This window comes from Bradyrhizobium sp. CIR18 (assembly GCF_014198295.1).
Classification (GTDB): Bacteria; Pseudomonadota; Alphaproteobacteria; order Rhizobiales; family Xanthobacteraceae; genus Bradyrhizobium.
In genome coordinates this window covers 143,557-157,745 of the sequence record NZ_JACIHF010000008.1, presented here as the reverse complement: position 1 = coordinate 157,745, position 14,189 = coordinate 143,557, and the positions used below count along the sequence as shown (strand labels likewise).

Sequence of the window (14,189 nt, the reverse complement as noted above, 5' to 3'; positions counted from 1 at the left end):
GATGGCGCAACAACGGCCAACGCGGGCCTACCTCGCCGTCCCCGCGCATCGCTCCCGTCTCGTCGCCAAGGCCGCGGCATCGACCGCGGATGCCGTGTTCATGGATCTCGAGGACGCGGTGCCGCCATCCGAGAAAAGCCTCGCACTGGAGGAAGCCGTCAGGTCCCTCGCCTCGCTCGACTGGGGCAACAAGCGCGTCTCGGTGCGGATCAACGCCGTCGACAGCCCCTTCATCGCCCAGGAGATCCGCGCGCTGCCGGCGCTTCCACGGCTGGATGCGGTGATCGTGCCGAAGGCGGAGCGCGCCAGCGATATCGCCGGGATTGCCGAGCAGTTGCGGGCAGCTAACCCCGACCGCCCCGCGCCGGTCGCGCTGGAATTGCTGATCGAGACCGCGCTCGGCCTCGTCAATGTCGACACGCTCGCCGCGTGCCACGCCAGCGTCGCCGCGCTGCATCTCGGGGTCGGCGATTTCGCGGCCTCGATCGGCGCCCGCTCCTCCGACATCGGCGTGTCGCCGGATGGCTACCGTCACGTCGGATCGGCGCAAAGCGGCTATTCCTCGGCCCCGCTCGACCTGTTTGCCTATCCGATGATGCGCGTCCTCGTGGCCGCCCGCGCGTTCGGCCTCATCGCCATCGACGGCCCCTGCGGCGCGTTCCGCGATGCCAGGCTGACTGAGGCCAGCGCGCAAAAGGCCGCGGCGATGGGGTTCGACGGCAAGCAGGTCATCCATCCCGACCAGATCGAACCGACGCTGCGCGCGTTCATGCCGTCCGAGCATGAGCTGGCCCAGGCGCGGCGGATCGTCGACGCCATGGAGCAGGCGGAGGCGAACGGACAGGGCGCGGTGACGCTGGACGGCAAGATGATCGACTATGCCAATGTGCGGATGGCGCGCCGGATCATCGAGCTGGGGTCATAGCGGCGCATGGCCACATTGCTGATCGTCGCGCCGGTGTTTGCGCTGATCGCGGCCGGCTATGCCGCGGTGCTGTTTCGCTTCGTCTCCGAGAGCGCGCACAAGGGCATCTCCGAGTTCGCCTTCAGCATCGCAATCCCGGCGCTGCTGTTCCGCACCATCGTCGTGTCGGAATTCCCCGATGTCAGCCCCTACCGGATGTGGGGCGCCTATTACGGCGCGCTGGCCGTCATCTGGATCGCGGCGCTGGCGATCTCGGCGCTGCTGCGCGCGCGGCGCGGTACCAGCGAAGACGGCGTCGTGTTCGCGATCGGCTCGGTCTACGGCAACATCGTGATGCTCGGCATTCCCCTGACGCTCTCGGCGCTCGGCAATGAGGCCGCAGGGCCGATGGCGCTGATCCTGTCGGTGAACACGCCGCTGCTCTGGCTCTGCGGCATCCTGCAGATGGAGCTGGTCAACCGCAAGCGGACCGGCTCGGCACTGTCGGTGATCTGGCCCGTGCTCACAGATCTCGCCCGCAACCCGCTGATGCTGGCGATCGGTTTCGGCGTGGTCTGGCGCTTCACCGGTCTCGGCCTCACCCCCGTCGTCGACCGCACCATCGAGCTGCTGGCGCAGGCGGGCTCGCCGACCGCGCTGATCGCGCTCGGCATCAATCTGTTTCGCTTCGAGGTGAAGGGCGAGAAGCTGAGTATCCTGGTGATGTGCGCGCTGAAGCTGGCGGCGATGCCGGCGGCCGCGTTCGTGCTGGCAAAACTGCTCGACCTGCCGCCGATCGCCGCCGGCGTCGTCGTGCTGTTCGCGGCAATGCCGACCGGCGCCAACGCCTACATCTTCGCGGTGCAGTATCAGCGGCTGGTGAACCCGGTGTCCGGCGCGGTGGCGCTGGGGACGTTGCTAGCGGCGGTGACGTTACCGGTGGTGGTTTGGGTGGTGGCGCGCTGAGCACGCGCAACATCGTCCCGATGATTTTGCCTTTACACGCGAAGGTCGCTAGGCTGCCATGATACGTGCTGCAGGGAGGGTGACATGGCACAGCGCGAAGAGATGCTCGCATTGATCAGGACCGCCTACGCCGCGCGCGGTGAGGGCGACGTTGAAGGCCTGGTGACGGCTTTTCATCCCGAGGGCCACTTCACCTTGATGGGCGACAAGGGCGCGCTCGAACTGACGGGGCGCATGGAGGGGCATCCGACCCTGCGCGGGGCTTTCACTCAGTTCACTGCCGCCTTCGGCTTCGAAAGCCGCGAGATCCTGACTGAGCTGGTCGACGGGGATCGCGTCGCAGTCCATTCCCGGGTTCTCGTTCGATACAATCCAAGCGGAAAGACTTTCAGCACCGAGATCCTGGACCTGTTCAGATTTCAGGATGGCAAGATCGCGGAGCTGATCGAGTTTGCGGATACTGCGCAGATCAAGGCGATGATCGCGTGAGGGGCGGTGCAGCTCCGTAGGAGTTTCGTGCACTGTTACCGTAATTCGGCAACACACTGGCCCTCGCGCCAGGCCATCTCCCAGAAGTCTGCCTCGAGCCGGGTGGCTTCCTTGAAGATCGCAGTCAGCTCGGCCTCGCGGGCCGGCGTGGCGTAGAGATCGGCGAGATGGTCGAGGTGCGCACGGGCTTTGGCAGCGACCTCCTGGTACGGCACGCCGGCGTACTCGGCGATCCAGACGCGATAGGCATTCGTCGCGGCGTCCGCATGGGGTCGCGAGGCGAGCCGCGTTGCGATCTCGGCGTACCCGATCACACAGGGAGCAAGCGCCACCTTGAGTGCCAGCAGATCACCGCGCATTCCCGCGTCGAGCACGTAGCGTGTATAGGCCAGCGTCTCGGCCGCCGGAGGGGCCTGTTCAAGATCGGCCGGGGATAGGCCCCAATCGGCACAGAGCTTCACATGCAGGTTCATCTCGACATCGAGGATGGCCGACAGGCCGCCCGCTGCCTCGCGCATGTCGGCAAGCCTGGGTGACTTGTAGACCGCGAGCGCGTAGGCCCGAGCAAACTCGATGAGGAACAAATAGTCCTGAACGAGATAGTGACGAAACGCCGCTTCGGGGAGCGAGCCGTCTGCCAATCCGTTCGTGAAGGGATGTTCGGTGTAGGCCCGCCACTCAACGGATGCTTCTGCCTTGAGACGCTCGAAGAAACCCACGATCTTTTCCGCCCGCTTGCTTGTCCATGAACGGCTTTGGCTCGCTACCGATATCGCATTGCGAACCGAGGAGCTACGGTGACGGGGCATAAATTGGCTTTGAGCGGCGTTGCGGACGTACCCATACACTCACCGCCGTCTACTCGTCCGAATGCTGTTCATAAGCCCTTCGTCGATCTGGCAAAAGGCGCTCTTTTTCGTAAGCATTACGCAAAAGAACAACCGATGCTAGACGTACAACGAGGAGGGAGGAGTGGATCATTCTTTCGAAAATTTAGGTCCGGATCGATTTCAACAAATGGTTCAGGCACTTCTGGTTTCCACAAACCCTCGCACGGTATGCCTCCCGATTGGGCAACCGGACGGCGGACGAGACGCGCTACAGCCGACCGGATCAGAGGTCGGAAAAGATGAGTTCATCGTCTTTCAGGTTAAATTTAGTCGGCACCCTAGCTCAGTCCGTAATTTAACTGAATGGCTCACTGAGAAAACCGACGGAGAGCGTGAAAAAATAGAGAGGCTAAAAGCGCGGGGGGCAAAGGAGTATTTCTTAATTACCAATGTACCTGGCACCGCGCATCTCGACAGCGGTTCAATCGACAAGACCCTATGTGCATTAAGAAATGAAATTGGGATTCCGATCCACTGTTGGTTTCGGGACGACCTCAATCGGCTGCTGGATGGGGTTTAAGCAGGTCGAGCTTCAGAATAAGCTGCTAGACCTATTCATCGATCTACCTTTCCGATTAACAATGAAAGGAATGATGTACGCTGAGCACAAGAGCGCGAGAATTTTCTACGAGAACAATTCTGCGATCCTCACAAATCAGGATGACGACGAAGACACCGCTGGTACTGCGAGCCTTCTGCTCGGAGACTGGGGACACAAACGTCTCAGGCAGGTCGTCGTAGAGGGCGCACCCGGACAAGGAAAATCTACGCTCGCCCAATATATGTGTCAGGTTCATCGCATCCGAATCTTGAATAAGCCGGACGACTTCGAGAAGCTCCCCTCAAGAGACCAAAATTCTGCATTGAGAATACCATTCAAGGTCGACTTGCGCGATCTCGCCGCGTGGTTGGCCGGCAGCGACCCCTTCGAGACGCTCAGTCCGGACCCTTTGCCACCCGAGCCAAGGACGATGGAGTCGTTTCTTGCACGTCTCGTTCGGCTCCACTCCGGTGGAATTCACTTCGACGTAAATGATTTGCTGCAGGTATCGAAGCTTGCACCGCTTCTAATCGCACTAGATGGACTTGATGAAGTAGTCGAAATCAAACAACGAAGTGACGTGGTAGCAGCGGTAAGCAAAGCTCTACCACGTTTGCGCGAGAATTGCCCGCACCTTAGCGTCGTCATCACCTCTCGACCGGCTGCCTTTGCAAATTCCCCCGGATTCGATACGTCAAACTTTCCGCACATCGAGCTATTGTCGGTCAAACGCTCGCAAATTTTCACCTACGCTGAGCGATGGATGGAAGTGCGAGGACTAACAAATCGAGAGCGGGATGAATTTCGTTCAATTCTCAAAGAAAAGATGACTGCGCCACATCTGCGCGATCTATCTCGCAACCCTATGCAGCTTACTATTCTGCTCAGTCTAATTCTAACGCAAGGATCCGCTCTACCGGACAAGCGAACTAATCTCTACGACGACTACGTTGACATGTTCTTCAGTCGCGAATCTGCAAAGAGTCCCACGGTGCGCAAACACATAGTGTTGCTCAAGGACTTGCATCGATTTTTGGGATGGACGCTTCACGCGACTGCCGAGACAAATCGACGGAAATCGAGCGGCCGAATCTCCGCAGACGAACTGCGGGCCACTTTGAACGATTACTTGGTTGCAGAAGGCCATCCAACAGAAGTTGTCGAAGAGATCTTCGGAGCAATGTTGGAGCGCGTGGTGATGATTGTCCCACGCATCCAAGGTACGTACGAATTTGAAGTCCAACCCCTACGGGAATACTTCGCTGCGCGCTTCCTCTATGATACCGCGTCGTATTCACCCACAGGCAAGGAAAAGAAAGGAACAAAGCCTGACAGATTCGATGCTGCCGCACGAAACTTCTATTGGCTTAACGTCGTTCGTTTCCTGGCCGGATGTTTCAGCAAAGGCGAGTTGCTCGATTTAGCTGACCGCGTAAAGGCGTTAATCGAAGACAAGCTCGTAGGAAAGACTCGGCATCCGATTGAGCTTACTGCCATGCTCCTCTCGGATTGGGTTTTTGAGCAATCTCCCAAAGCGGTTGCGCAACTTGTGGAGTTGTTGTCCTCGCCGGACTACATTGGTAGACTCGCTTCTCCGCTACGCTATGGCGGGCAAAATATTGCGCCACTACCTCCACAATCAGGTGGACGCAGAATCTTCGAGACTGCGTTTGCTTTGCTTGAGGCTGACGGTACACCACTGGACCGGCAGCAGACATTCGCCGAAATAGCAAGGGCGCAATCATCAACTGAGGACTGTGACAAGCGGTGGCTCGAAAGCAATGCTTTCAAGAACGACCCTGCGAAATGGCTTCAGATTGGTCGATATCTCGGCTCTCTCGCGCGCGTCGATAGTCAAGTTCTGCGGGAAAAGCTCAATAAGACTGCGTTGACAAGGAGCATGGCAATTGTGCTGGTCCGCGCGGGAAGGACCGAGTGCGCGTTGTCCTCGGAACACAACCTTCAACTCTTATACAACGTGCTCTTTGCAGAACGTGGGTACATCCCGCGGCCGAAACCGCCGCTGGCTCCCTTCTACCTCTTGAACAGCGCTATTGCACCTACCCCTTTCGGTTTTCAGTATCTACCGGTAGGTCTGCGTGACACTATCACTTCTTTCAAAGATGCAGAACTTCCTGAGACTGAAAAGAAGCTCATCGAGAAATTCCCCTTTGTACGGCAGTGCTATGACCTATCAGTAGAACTTTCGCGTAGTTACGCTGAGGCTGCAACGGCCACGCAACAACTCGCAGCTTTTGAAGCAGCGTTAGAAAATTGTCGAACACTTTGGGGATCTCGTCCTGCTATTGTGGCCGCACTGCTAGATTGCGCTCTACAACGGCGCATCCGAGCATCAGTCGCAGCATTCGATTTCTTTGCTCAATCTCTGTCGACAACGCAGAGGCTCAGAGGAGCGAAGGCGCGGAGATCCGATAGCGGATGGTGGCTAGACGCTCTTGAGAAATCAAAAGGAGCATCAAAGTCGCTGCGCTTACTTTTGATCGAAGCGCTGATCTTGCTTGGTCAAGTCAATACGATCGTACAATGTGAAGGCATTTTGAAGGAAATGTTGGACAACATGTCCGAGGAGGAATGGTCCACGTTAGCAACGATGACTTCTTTGCAACAGAGCACTGTGAAGCGACCTACCGGCAAAGAGGAAGGCAGCACGCAATTTGCTCCAAATCTCGATTCTCTGAGATTCTCTTACTTGCTGGCGTTGAGAGATTCCGACCGATTTGGAGAAAAAGTCTTTCTTAAGTTCTTCCAAACTTATTCTGGCTCAGCGCAGGTGTATCTGAAATTCCGGCAGAACCAGGCATTTCGTTCCGCCCTGAAGGGCACACTGGATTGGAACGAGGTGCTGAAAATTGTCAGTGACGGATATGCGCGAGGTGTACATGGGACCAATTTCGACCATCAACTCGCCAACTCTCATTCTCCGATTCCAGCCGAGATTTGCAAGCAAGTGCTCGAGAACTTTCAAAAATATCCGATGGCCTTGCGGGATGCCGCAGAGGGAGCCACCGTGCGCGCGGCTCGCAGAGGAGTGAAGCCGGTATCCGTTATTGCAAGGACCGAGCGTTGGTTTGCGTTTGACCAATGAAAGACGAGACGGAGCAGCGAAAATCGAGAGAGACTCTTAAACGTAAGACGAATCTCATGCGAATGCACTGCGAGAGCAACATTCTCTCAAATGGAATAGGGCAGTACCTTACTGAAAACGCTACACTAGCCCCCGGGGTTGGTACAGTTGGGTGGGCTCGAACCACCGACCTCCTGTTCCACAGACAGGCGCTCTAACCAACTGAGCTACAACTGCATCCTGGCGAGCCGCCCTCGGGGCTACCTGAAAAGGCCGTCGACCTAGGGGGCTGGACGGGGCGGAAACTAGGTGTAACGGCCCGGTTTGGCAAGGCCGCATTGGTGCGAAAAACCGGCTGAAATCACCGTCAGTGCGATGAAATCCGGCCTGATGACGGGCATCGGAGTGTTGCGCACCCGCTGCCGCCTACCGAGACAATCCCCGGGCGGAGAGAACCCTCACCCGTCGCCCCGACGATGCTTCGCATCGCCCGGACGCCGGCCTCTCGCGCATCCGCCTTCGCCAAGGCTTCGGCGGGACAAGAGCGGGAGAGGCGAAGAAAAAACCCGGGCCTTTCGGCCCGGGTTTCTCAAATTCAAACCCACCAGCCGGATCAGGCGGCAGGCTTATAGAACTTCGAGGCGCTGGCCTTGATCGGCTCGGCGGTCTCGGCGGCGACGCGCTGGGTCAGCTCGACCAGCTCCTTGGCCTGAGACTGGAAGGTCTCGAGCTGGGTGCGGGTGTGGCCGGTCCACAGCTCCAGCGCTTCGGCCGGCGACTTCAGGCCGAACAGCTGCTGGGCGAAGTCCAGCTGGGCGTTGCTGTTGGCTTTCATGAATTCCACCAGCTTGGCGGTGTATTCGCTCGCGCCCTTGCTGGCGGAGGTGAACACGGCCTCGACGGTGCCGTTGTGGGTTTCGGCGGCGTCCTTGAACTTGGCGTAGCTCTCACGGGCCTGCGACACGCCCTTTTCGGCGAACGCACGCATCTGCTCGGGCACCTCGAACGGAATGATCGAGGCAGAAAACGGATCAGTCGCACCTGTCATGGTTGTCCCTCACGATAATGAAAAATGGAGTGAGCCTTCTGGCGCGCCCGCCGGCCCCCGGTCTGGGCCGTCACACATTGAGCGGGTACGAAAGACTGGAAACGCGAAACAAACGAGATGGCTCGCCCAGCGCCCAGGATTATGGCTGCCTATCATGTCAACATTGTGCAGCGCAATGCGGCGGCAGGGTGCGCCGCGATATTTAATCTAGGTTAGGGCGAGGTTCCGGGTTCGGGGAACCGGGGGTTGAGGTAAGGGGGTGGGTGGTTTGCCCGGCGGGTCTTTCTTACCCTCCCCTGGAGGGGGAGGGTCGGTCGCGCGTAGCGCGAGCGGGGTGGGGTGATCTCTCCCCTCGGGCAGTGTGCGATGTGGAGAGACTGTCACCCCACCTCGGCTCGCATTTCGCTTCGCTCCATGCGAACCGATCCTCCCCCTCCAGGGGAGGATGGGGACCTTTGATGCCGCGCGGCCTGTGACCGCTTCTCTCTTCGAATCCCTTGGATGAACCGGGCGGCGGCTTGCGGGTTCGGGCTGATTAAGGTTATCGCGGCTTAGGGCCGCCGCCGGGGACCGGGGCCGTGGACCTGCCCGCGGGCGCGGGCGATACTAACCCTTTCTTAAGGCTGTCATTCCCGGCAGCCGCCAGCTTCAAGCGCGAGACACAGCCGGTCGGATGACGAGTTCGGATTTCCAGTTGCGAGGTGTGGGCGATCCCCGGCTGGCCGTGCATGCGACCTCGCCGCTCGCGACCTGGCTGTGGTCGACCGACGGCGCGCGCGTGCTGTGGGCCAATCCGGTCGGCGCAAAGCTGTTCGGCGCGGCGAATGGCGCAGCGCTGGCGGAGCGGGCTTTTGGCCCGGCGGACAGCCATCGCCGCCAGGTCGCCCGGCTCGCCCGGCAGCTGCCGGCGAACGGCACTGTGCGGCTCGAACGGCTGCGCGGCTTCGGCGCCCGGCTCGGCACGCTGATGACCTGCGCCTGCGCCCGGCTCGACTTTGCCGATGGCGGACACGCCGTGCTCGTCACCGCGATGGACCCGACCTTGCGCAGCATGCCGCTGGTCGAGCGGCTGCATCGCCTGGTCGAGGGCGCGAAGATGCCGATGGCGGCGTTCGCGCCCGACGGCCTGTTCGTCGGCGCCAGCGAGGCCGCCCGCTCCCTGCTCGGCTTTCGCGATCTCGGCGAGGCCGGGCTCGAACAGGCGCGCAGCGATGCGCTTCGCGAGGGCCGCGTCGAGACGCCGATCGGCATCGGCCAGATGGTGCTGCAACGGGTCGGCATCGGCGCCGATGTCGGCCTGATCGCGCTGATCGAGCCGGCCACGCAAGCAGCACCCGCAGCTTCCGTGCCCGTGAGCACGGCGGAAACCGCAAACGAGGCGCCGGCTGAACCTGCGCAGCAGGCCGCGGCCATGCCGTGCGAGCCGCCACCCTCGCAGCACGGATCGGCCGGGATCTCGTTGTTCGATGCGTTCGCCGAGCCGGTCGAGGCGCCCAAGGCAACCGGGACAATGGCGCCTGAACCGCAGGACTTGGCGGGGATCGAGGACACGGCCGAACAGCCTGTTCGAGAACCAGCTCACGAAACGCCGGATCAGGGCGCCGACATCGCGCCAAAGACTCCGGTTGAAAACCCGCATCAAGCCATCGTGTCGCCGCAGGCTGCGCCGATCACTCCCGGCATGGTCGAGCCGCCGTCGGGCCAGCAATCGTCTGGCCGGGATTCGTCGGGCCAAGAGCCCGCACCGCGTCAGCATCCGCTGCGCTTCCTCTGGCAGATGGATGCGGAGGGCCGCTTTGTGCTTCTCTCCGACGAATTCATCCGCCTGATCGGCGCGCGCACTGCCGCCGGCTTCGGCCGCCCTTGGCGCGAGATCGCCGGGGACTTTTCGCTCGATCCTGATGGCCGCGTCGCGGAGGCGCTTGCGCGCCACGACACCTGGGCCGGGATCACCGTGAACTGGCCGGCTGACGGCGGCGAGCATCTGCCGGTCGAGCTCGCGGGCCTGCCGGTCTACGACCAGTCGCGCAACTTTGCCGGCTTCAAGGGCTTTGGCGTCTGCCGCGATCTCGACGGCCTCAATCGTCTCGCAGCGCTGAGGCGCTTCGAGACGGTGGTCGAACCGGCGGCGCAGCACGGCCCGTCTGCCGAACTGGTCGCGCCGGAGCCCGAGGCCGAGCCGGTCGCGGAGGCGCCGCCTCCGCCGATCGAGCCGCCCGCAACCGAACCCGAGCCAGCATCCGAACCTGAACTGCCCGAACCCACCAGCGACGCGAATTCACACCCAACCGATCCGGAAACGTCAGTGGAAACGCCAGTCGAAACCCCTCCGAATGTCGTGCCGTTCCGCCCGCACGGCGATGTCAGATCACCCAGTGATCAGAGATCGCCGACGCTGACGCCGGTCGAGAACAGCGCGTTCAACGAGCTCGCCCGGCAATTGTCCGAACGGCTCGAACGCGAGCGCGAGACGATCGCGGCAGAAGCGCCCGTGGCGGAGACCCCCACCGAGCCGCCGGCGCCGCAGCCCTCACCGCCGCAAGCTGCGGCCGAATGGCTGAGCGAGCCCGCGCCGCCGCCGCGCGGCGCCAGCGCGCGCGACCGCACCCTGCTCGACCTGTTGCCGACCGGCATCCTGATCTACCGGCTCGACCGCCTGCTCTACGCCAACCCGGCCTTCCTCGCGCGCATGGGCTATGACGGCATCAACGCGCTGGAGAATGCCGGCGGGCTCGATGCGCTCTATGTCGAGCCCGGCGTGTCCTCGGCCAGCAGCACCTCGCAAGCCGGCACGCCTGTCACGATCAGCGCGACGCTCGCGAACGGTGAAGCGCCTCTTGCGACCACCGAGGCTCATCTGCACACGATCGACTGGGACGGCGAGAGCGCGCATGCGCTGATCTGCGCGCTGCCCAATCCTGCACCTGTTGTGGCGCCCAGCGTCGCGGCGGCTTCGATCGCCGAGACCGTCGTCGTCGAGCCCATCGTCGCCGAATCCTTCCCCTACGCGCCCGAGCTCGAATCCGCGGCCGGCGATGCCGATGCGGAGGATCTCGCCGCGATCCTCGACACCACGGCCGAGGGCATCGTCATGTTCGATGCCGAAGGCAACATCCACGCCTGCAACCGCAGCGCCGAGGCGCTGTTCGGCCATGACGGCACCGACCTGCTCGAGCAGAATCTGGCGACGCTGTTCGCGCCGGAGAGCCGGCAGATCGTCGCCGACTATCTCGAAAGCCTCAAGAGCCAGGACATTTCGAGCCTGCTCGACCACGGCCGCGAGGTGCTCGGACGCGAGAAGAAGGGCGGCGTCATTCCGCTTGCGATGATCATGGGCCGCACGCGGCCGGACGGCCCGAACTTCTTCGCCGTGTTCCGCGATCTCTCGCAGAGCAAGAGGGGCGAGAGCGAGTTGACGCAGGCCCGCCACCTCGTCCATAGCGCGGCCAACGCCAAGGCCGACATGCTGGCGCGGATCAGCCACGAGATCCGCACGCCGCTCAACGCCATCATCGGCTTTGCCGAGGTGATGATCTCCGAACGCTTCGGCACGCTCGGCAACGAGCGCTACGGCGAATACATGAAGGATATCCGCGCCTCCGGCGAGCGCGTCATCACGATCATCGACGATCTGTTGGAGCTGTCACGGATCGAAACCGGCAAGCTCGATCTCAATTTCGCCAACCTCAGCCTCAACGACCTCGTCGAAGCCTGCGTGACCGTGATGCAGCCGCAGGCCAATCGCGAACGCATCATCATCCGCACCTCGCTCGCGCATGCGCTGCCGCAGGTCACGGCGGACGCGCGCGCGATGCGGCAGATCACCATGAACCTGATCTCGAACTCGATCCGGCTCGCCAGCGCCGGCGGCCAGGTCATCGTCTCGACCGCGCTGTCCGACCGCGGCGAGATTTGCTTGCGCATCCGCGACACCGGCCATGGCCTCTCCGAGCGCGAAGTCGCCGCCGCGATGGAGCCGTTCCGCACCCCGCCGCCCGGCGACGCCGCGGACAATTCGGCGCTAAGCCTGTCGCTGACCAAGGCCCTGGTCGAAGCCAACCGCGCCCGCTTCAACATCAAGAGCGCGGGGAATTCCGGCACGCTGATCGAAGTGGTGTTCGCACCGGTGGTGGCGGGGGCTTAGCAGTCACGACCACAAGCTCGTCATGCCCGGGCTTGTCCGGGGCTGACGACACGGAGGCATCACGCCGCGCGCACGGTGTCCAAGAACCTGCTGACCTCGATCTTCAGCCGGCTGCTGTCGTTCGACAGCGACTGCGCCGCGGACAGCACCTGCGCGGAGGCAGATCCGGTCTCGGTCGCGCCCTGGCGCACGCTGCTGATGTTGGCGCTCACCTGCGTGGTGCCGGCGGCCGCATTCTGGACGTTGCGCGAGATCTCGCCGGTCGCGGCGCCCTGCTCTTCCACGGCGGCAGCGATGGTGGAGGAGATCTCGGACAGCCGCTCGATGGTGCCGCCGATGGTCTTGATGGCGCCGACTGAATCCTCGGTCGCAACCTGGATGCTGGAAATCTGCTGACCGATGTCGCCGGTGGCCTTCGCGGTCTGCTCGGCCAGCGCCTTCACTTCCGAGGCCACCACGGCAAAACCGCGCCCGGCTTCGCCGGCACGCGCGGCCTCGATGGTGGCATTCAGCGCCAGCAAATTGGTCTGGCCCGCGATCGCGCTGATGAGCTCGACCACGTCGCCGATGCGCGCAGCCGCCTTCGACAATTCGCTGACGCGGTCGTTGGTCTGCCCGGCCTGGCTGACGGCTTCGCCGGCCATGCGTGCGGAGGCCTGCACCTGGCGGCTGATCTTGTGGACGGAGGCGGTCAGCTCCTCCGCCGCGGAGGCCACCGACTGCACGTTGGTCGCGGCCTCTTCGGAGGCCGCCTCGACCAGGGTGGCAAGTTCGGTCGAGCGGCTGGCGGTGGTGGTCAGCGAGGTCGCCGACGCCTCGAGCTCGTTGGCGGCAGACGACACGGTCTCGACGATCTCGCCGATCGCGCCTTCGAAATCGTCGGCCATCCTGATCATGTCGGCGCGACGGCGCTCGGCGGCGAGCTTGTCCTGCCTGATCTTCTCTTCCGCCTCTTCCTGCGCCTTGCGCTCGGCATTGACCTTGAACGTCTCGACGGCCTGCGCGATCTCGCCGATCTCGTCGGGACGGCCGAGCCCGGGCAGCACGATGGCGAAATTGCCGTTGGCGAGCTCGATCATCGCCGCGCGCATGGCCGACAGCGGCTTGGAGACCGAGCGGCCGATGAAGATGCCGAGGCCGAGCACGCCGGATGCGATCAGCGCGATCGCGACCGCGATCCAGAACTGGATGTTGGCACGTTCGGCCTCGTTCAGCCGGTCCGCCTCGATGCGAATCTGGTCGACCGACTTCGAGACCTGCTCGATGACGGGCTCGACCGCCGAGAACGCTTCGGACATCGCCTTCAGCTCGGTCGCGAGCTTCAACGCGGTCTCCATCCACGCGGAGAAGTCGCGCTGGTAGTCGGCGAGCTTTTGGCGAAGCTCGGCCTTCGAATTGTCGGGAATGGTTGCGGCGTTGAGAAGGACCGAAAATTCAGCCGCACGCTTCTTGATGTCATCGCCATATCTGGCGTCGCGACGCAGCATGAAGTCCTTCTCATGCCGGCGCATCATCAGCATGATCACCTTGAGAGAGGAATCCTGAAGCTGGTCGACCTGGCTTTCGATACCGTGGACCGACGCGCGCAGGCGCCCCTCCAGGCCGGATTTCTCGTCGAGGCCGAGCCGCTGCCGCTCCTCGACCACCGCGGTAAAGCGCGCTTGGTAGGTCTTCAGCGATGCATTCATCGCGTCGATCTTTTGCGCCAGCTCGGGCTTGCCGAGGACAGAGATCCTGCCGCGAAGCGTCTCGATGTCGAGCGCCGCCTGCCGGCTGATCTCGACCTGGCGCTCGGCTCTGGCCGGATCGCTGCGAAGAAGGAAATCCTTTTCGGCCCGGCGCGCCTCGAGCAGTTCGACCGCGATCCTGTTGTTGAGCTCGAAGACGGTGCGCGCCTCCTCGGCGGCGTTGCGATAGACCGCCATCGCGCGCTCACCATAGAGGTGAATGCCGCCGATCAGGACGACACCAGCGACGCCGATGACGCCGATTGCAGTGATCTTGTGGGTGAGCCGCAGGGAGAATAATCGCATCTTTGATTTCAAAATTGGTTGTGGCTGATGCGATTAATGAAGCCTCAATGCGCGGAAACTTCCGTTAATTTGCGGACACGTATGACTAC

At 62.3% G+C, this 14,189-nt stretch carries 9 protein-coding genes and 1 tRNA gene; 6 read left to right on the top strand and 4 right to left on the bottom strand.

Features of this window, described 5'->3' with window-relative positions; all coding sequences use genetic code 11:
* The first annotated feature begins 1 nt into the window (after nucleotide 1).
* The 3 genes from GGD65_RS24460 (at nucleotide 2) to GGD65_RS24450 (ending at nucleotide 2,359) form a co-directional block, all read left to right on the top strand.
* A complete protein-coding gene (locus GGD65_RS24460; RefSeq protein WP_183236859.1) occupies nucleotides 2-925 on the top strand; it encodes a CoA ester lyase in 924 nt (307 codons plus the stop codon).
* Between the two features lie 6 nt (nucleotides 926-931).
* Entirely contained in the window at nucleotides 932-1,870 is a 939-nt protein-coding gene (locus tag GGD65_RS24455; RefSeq protein ID WP_183236858.1) for an AEC family transporter, read from the top strand.
* Between the two features lie 84 nt (nucleotides 1,871-1,954).
* Nucleotides 1,955-2,359, top strand: coding sequence for a nuclear transport factor 2 family protein (locus GGD65_RS24450; protein ID WP_018318269.1), 405 nt, complete (start codon nucleotides 1,955-1,957; stop codon nucleotides 2,357-2,359).
* Between the two features lie 35 nt (nucleotides 2,360-2,394).
* On the opposite strand, the gene tenA is transcribed toward GGD65_RS24450, so the two are convergent.
* Nucleotides 2,395-3,078: a thiaminase II gene (gene tenA, locus GGD65_RS24445; protein ID WP_183236857.1), complete on the bottom strand. Its 684-nt coding sequence runs from the start codon at nucleotides 3,076-3,078 to the stop codon at nucleotides 2,395-2,397.
* Between the two features lie 253 nt (nucleotides 3,079-3,331).
* Between tenA and GGD65_RS24440 the strand changes: the two genes are divergently transcribed.
* Nucleotides 3,332-3,769 (top strand): hypothetical protein, encoded by a 438-nt coding sequence (locus tag GGD65_RS24440; RefSeq protein ID WP_183236855.1) that lies wholly within the window; start codon nucleotides 3,332-3,334, stop codon nucleotides 3,767-3,769.
* The gene (locus GGD65_RS24435) at nucleotides 3,759-6,896 is read left to right on the top strand and encodes an NACHT domain-containing NTPase (protein WP_183236853.1); all 3,138 of its coding nucleotides are present in this window, start codon (nucleotides 3,759-3,761) and stop codon (nucleotides 6,894-6,896) included. The genes GGD65_RS24440 and GGD65_RS24435 overlap by 11 nt, the downstream gene beginning before the upstream one ends.
* A gap of 139 nt (nucleotides 6,897-7,035) precedes the next feature.
* Here the strand turns inward: GGD65_RS24435 and GGD65_RS24430 are convergent.
* Nucleotides 7,036-7,112 (bottom strand) — tRNA-His (locus GGD65_RS24430).
* A 376-nt stretch (nucleotides 7,113-7,488) separates the two neighbouring features.
* Nucleotides 7,489-7,923 (bottom strand): phasin, encoded by a 435-nt coding sequence (locus GGD65_RS24425; RefSeq protein ID WP_018318275.1) that lies wholly within the window; start codon nucleotides 7,921-7,923, stop codon nucleotides 7,489-7,491.
* A 673-nt stretch (nucleotides 7,924-8,596) separates the two neighbouring features.
* Between GGD65_RS24425 and GGD65_RS24420 the strand changes: the two genes are divergently transcribed.
* Entirely contained in the window at nucleotides 8,597-12,067 is a 3,471-nt protein-coding gene (locus GGD65_RS24420; protein ID WP_183236852.1) for a PAS domain-containing protein, read from the top strand.
* 59 nt (nucleotides 12,068-12,126) lie between these two features.
* Here the strand turns inward: GGD65_RS24420 and GGD65_RS24415 are convergent, their stop codons facing one another.
* Complete coding sequence (locus tag GGD65_RS24415; protein WP_183236850.1) at nucleotides 12,127-14,100, bottom strand: methyl-accepting chemotaxis protein; 1,974 nt, start codon at nucleotides 14,098-14,100, stop codon at nucleotides 12,127-12,129.
* Nucleotides 14,101-14,189 lie beyond the last annotated feature (89 nt).

Excerpts from the sequence above, each read along its gene's own strand:
- GGD65_RS24460 (WP_183236859.1), top strand. The coding sequence starts at position 2 with ATGGCGCAACAACGGCCAACGCGGGCCTACCTCGCCGTCCCCGCGCAT.
- GGD65_RS24455 (WP_183236858.1), top strand. The coding sequence starts at position 932 with ATGGCCACATTGCTGATCGTCGCGCCGGTGTTTGCGCTGATCGCGGCC.
- GGD65_RS24450 (WP_018318269.1), top strand. The coding sequence starts at position 1,955 with ATGGCACAGCGCGAAGAGATGCTCGCATTGATCAGGACCGCCTACGCC.
- GGD65_RS24435 (WP_183236853.1), top strand. The coding sequence starts at position 3,759 with ATGGGGTTTAAGCAGGTCGAGCTTCAGAATAAGCTGCTAGACCTATTC.
- GGD65_RS24425 (WP_018318275.1), bottom strand. The coding sequence starts at position 7,923 with ATGACAGGTGCGACTGATCCGTTTTCTGCCTCGATCATTCCGTTCGAG.
- GGD65_RS24420 (WP_183236852.1), top strand. The coding sequence starts at position 8,597 with ATGACGAGTTCGGATTTCCAGTTGCGAGGTGTGGGCGATCCCCGGCTG.
- GGD65_RS24415 (WP_183236850.1), bottom strand. The coding sequence starts at position 14,100 with ATGCGATTATTCTCCCTGCGGCTCACCCACAAGATCACTGCAATCGGC.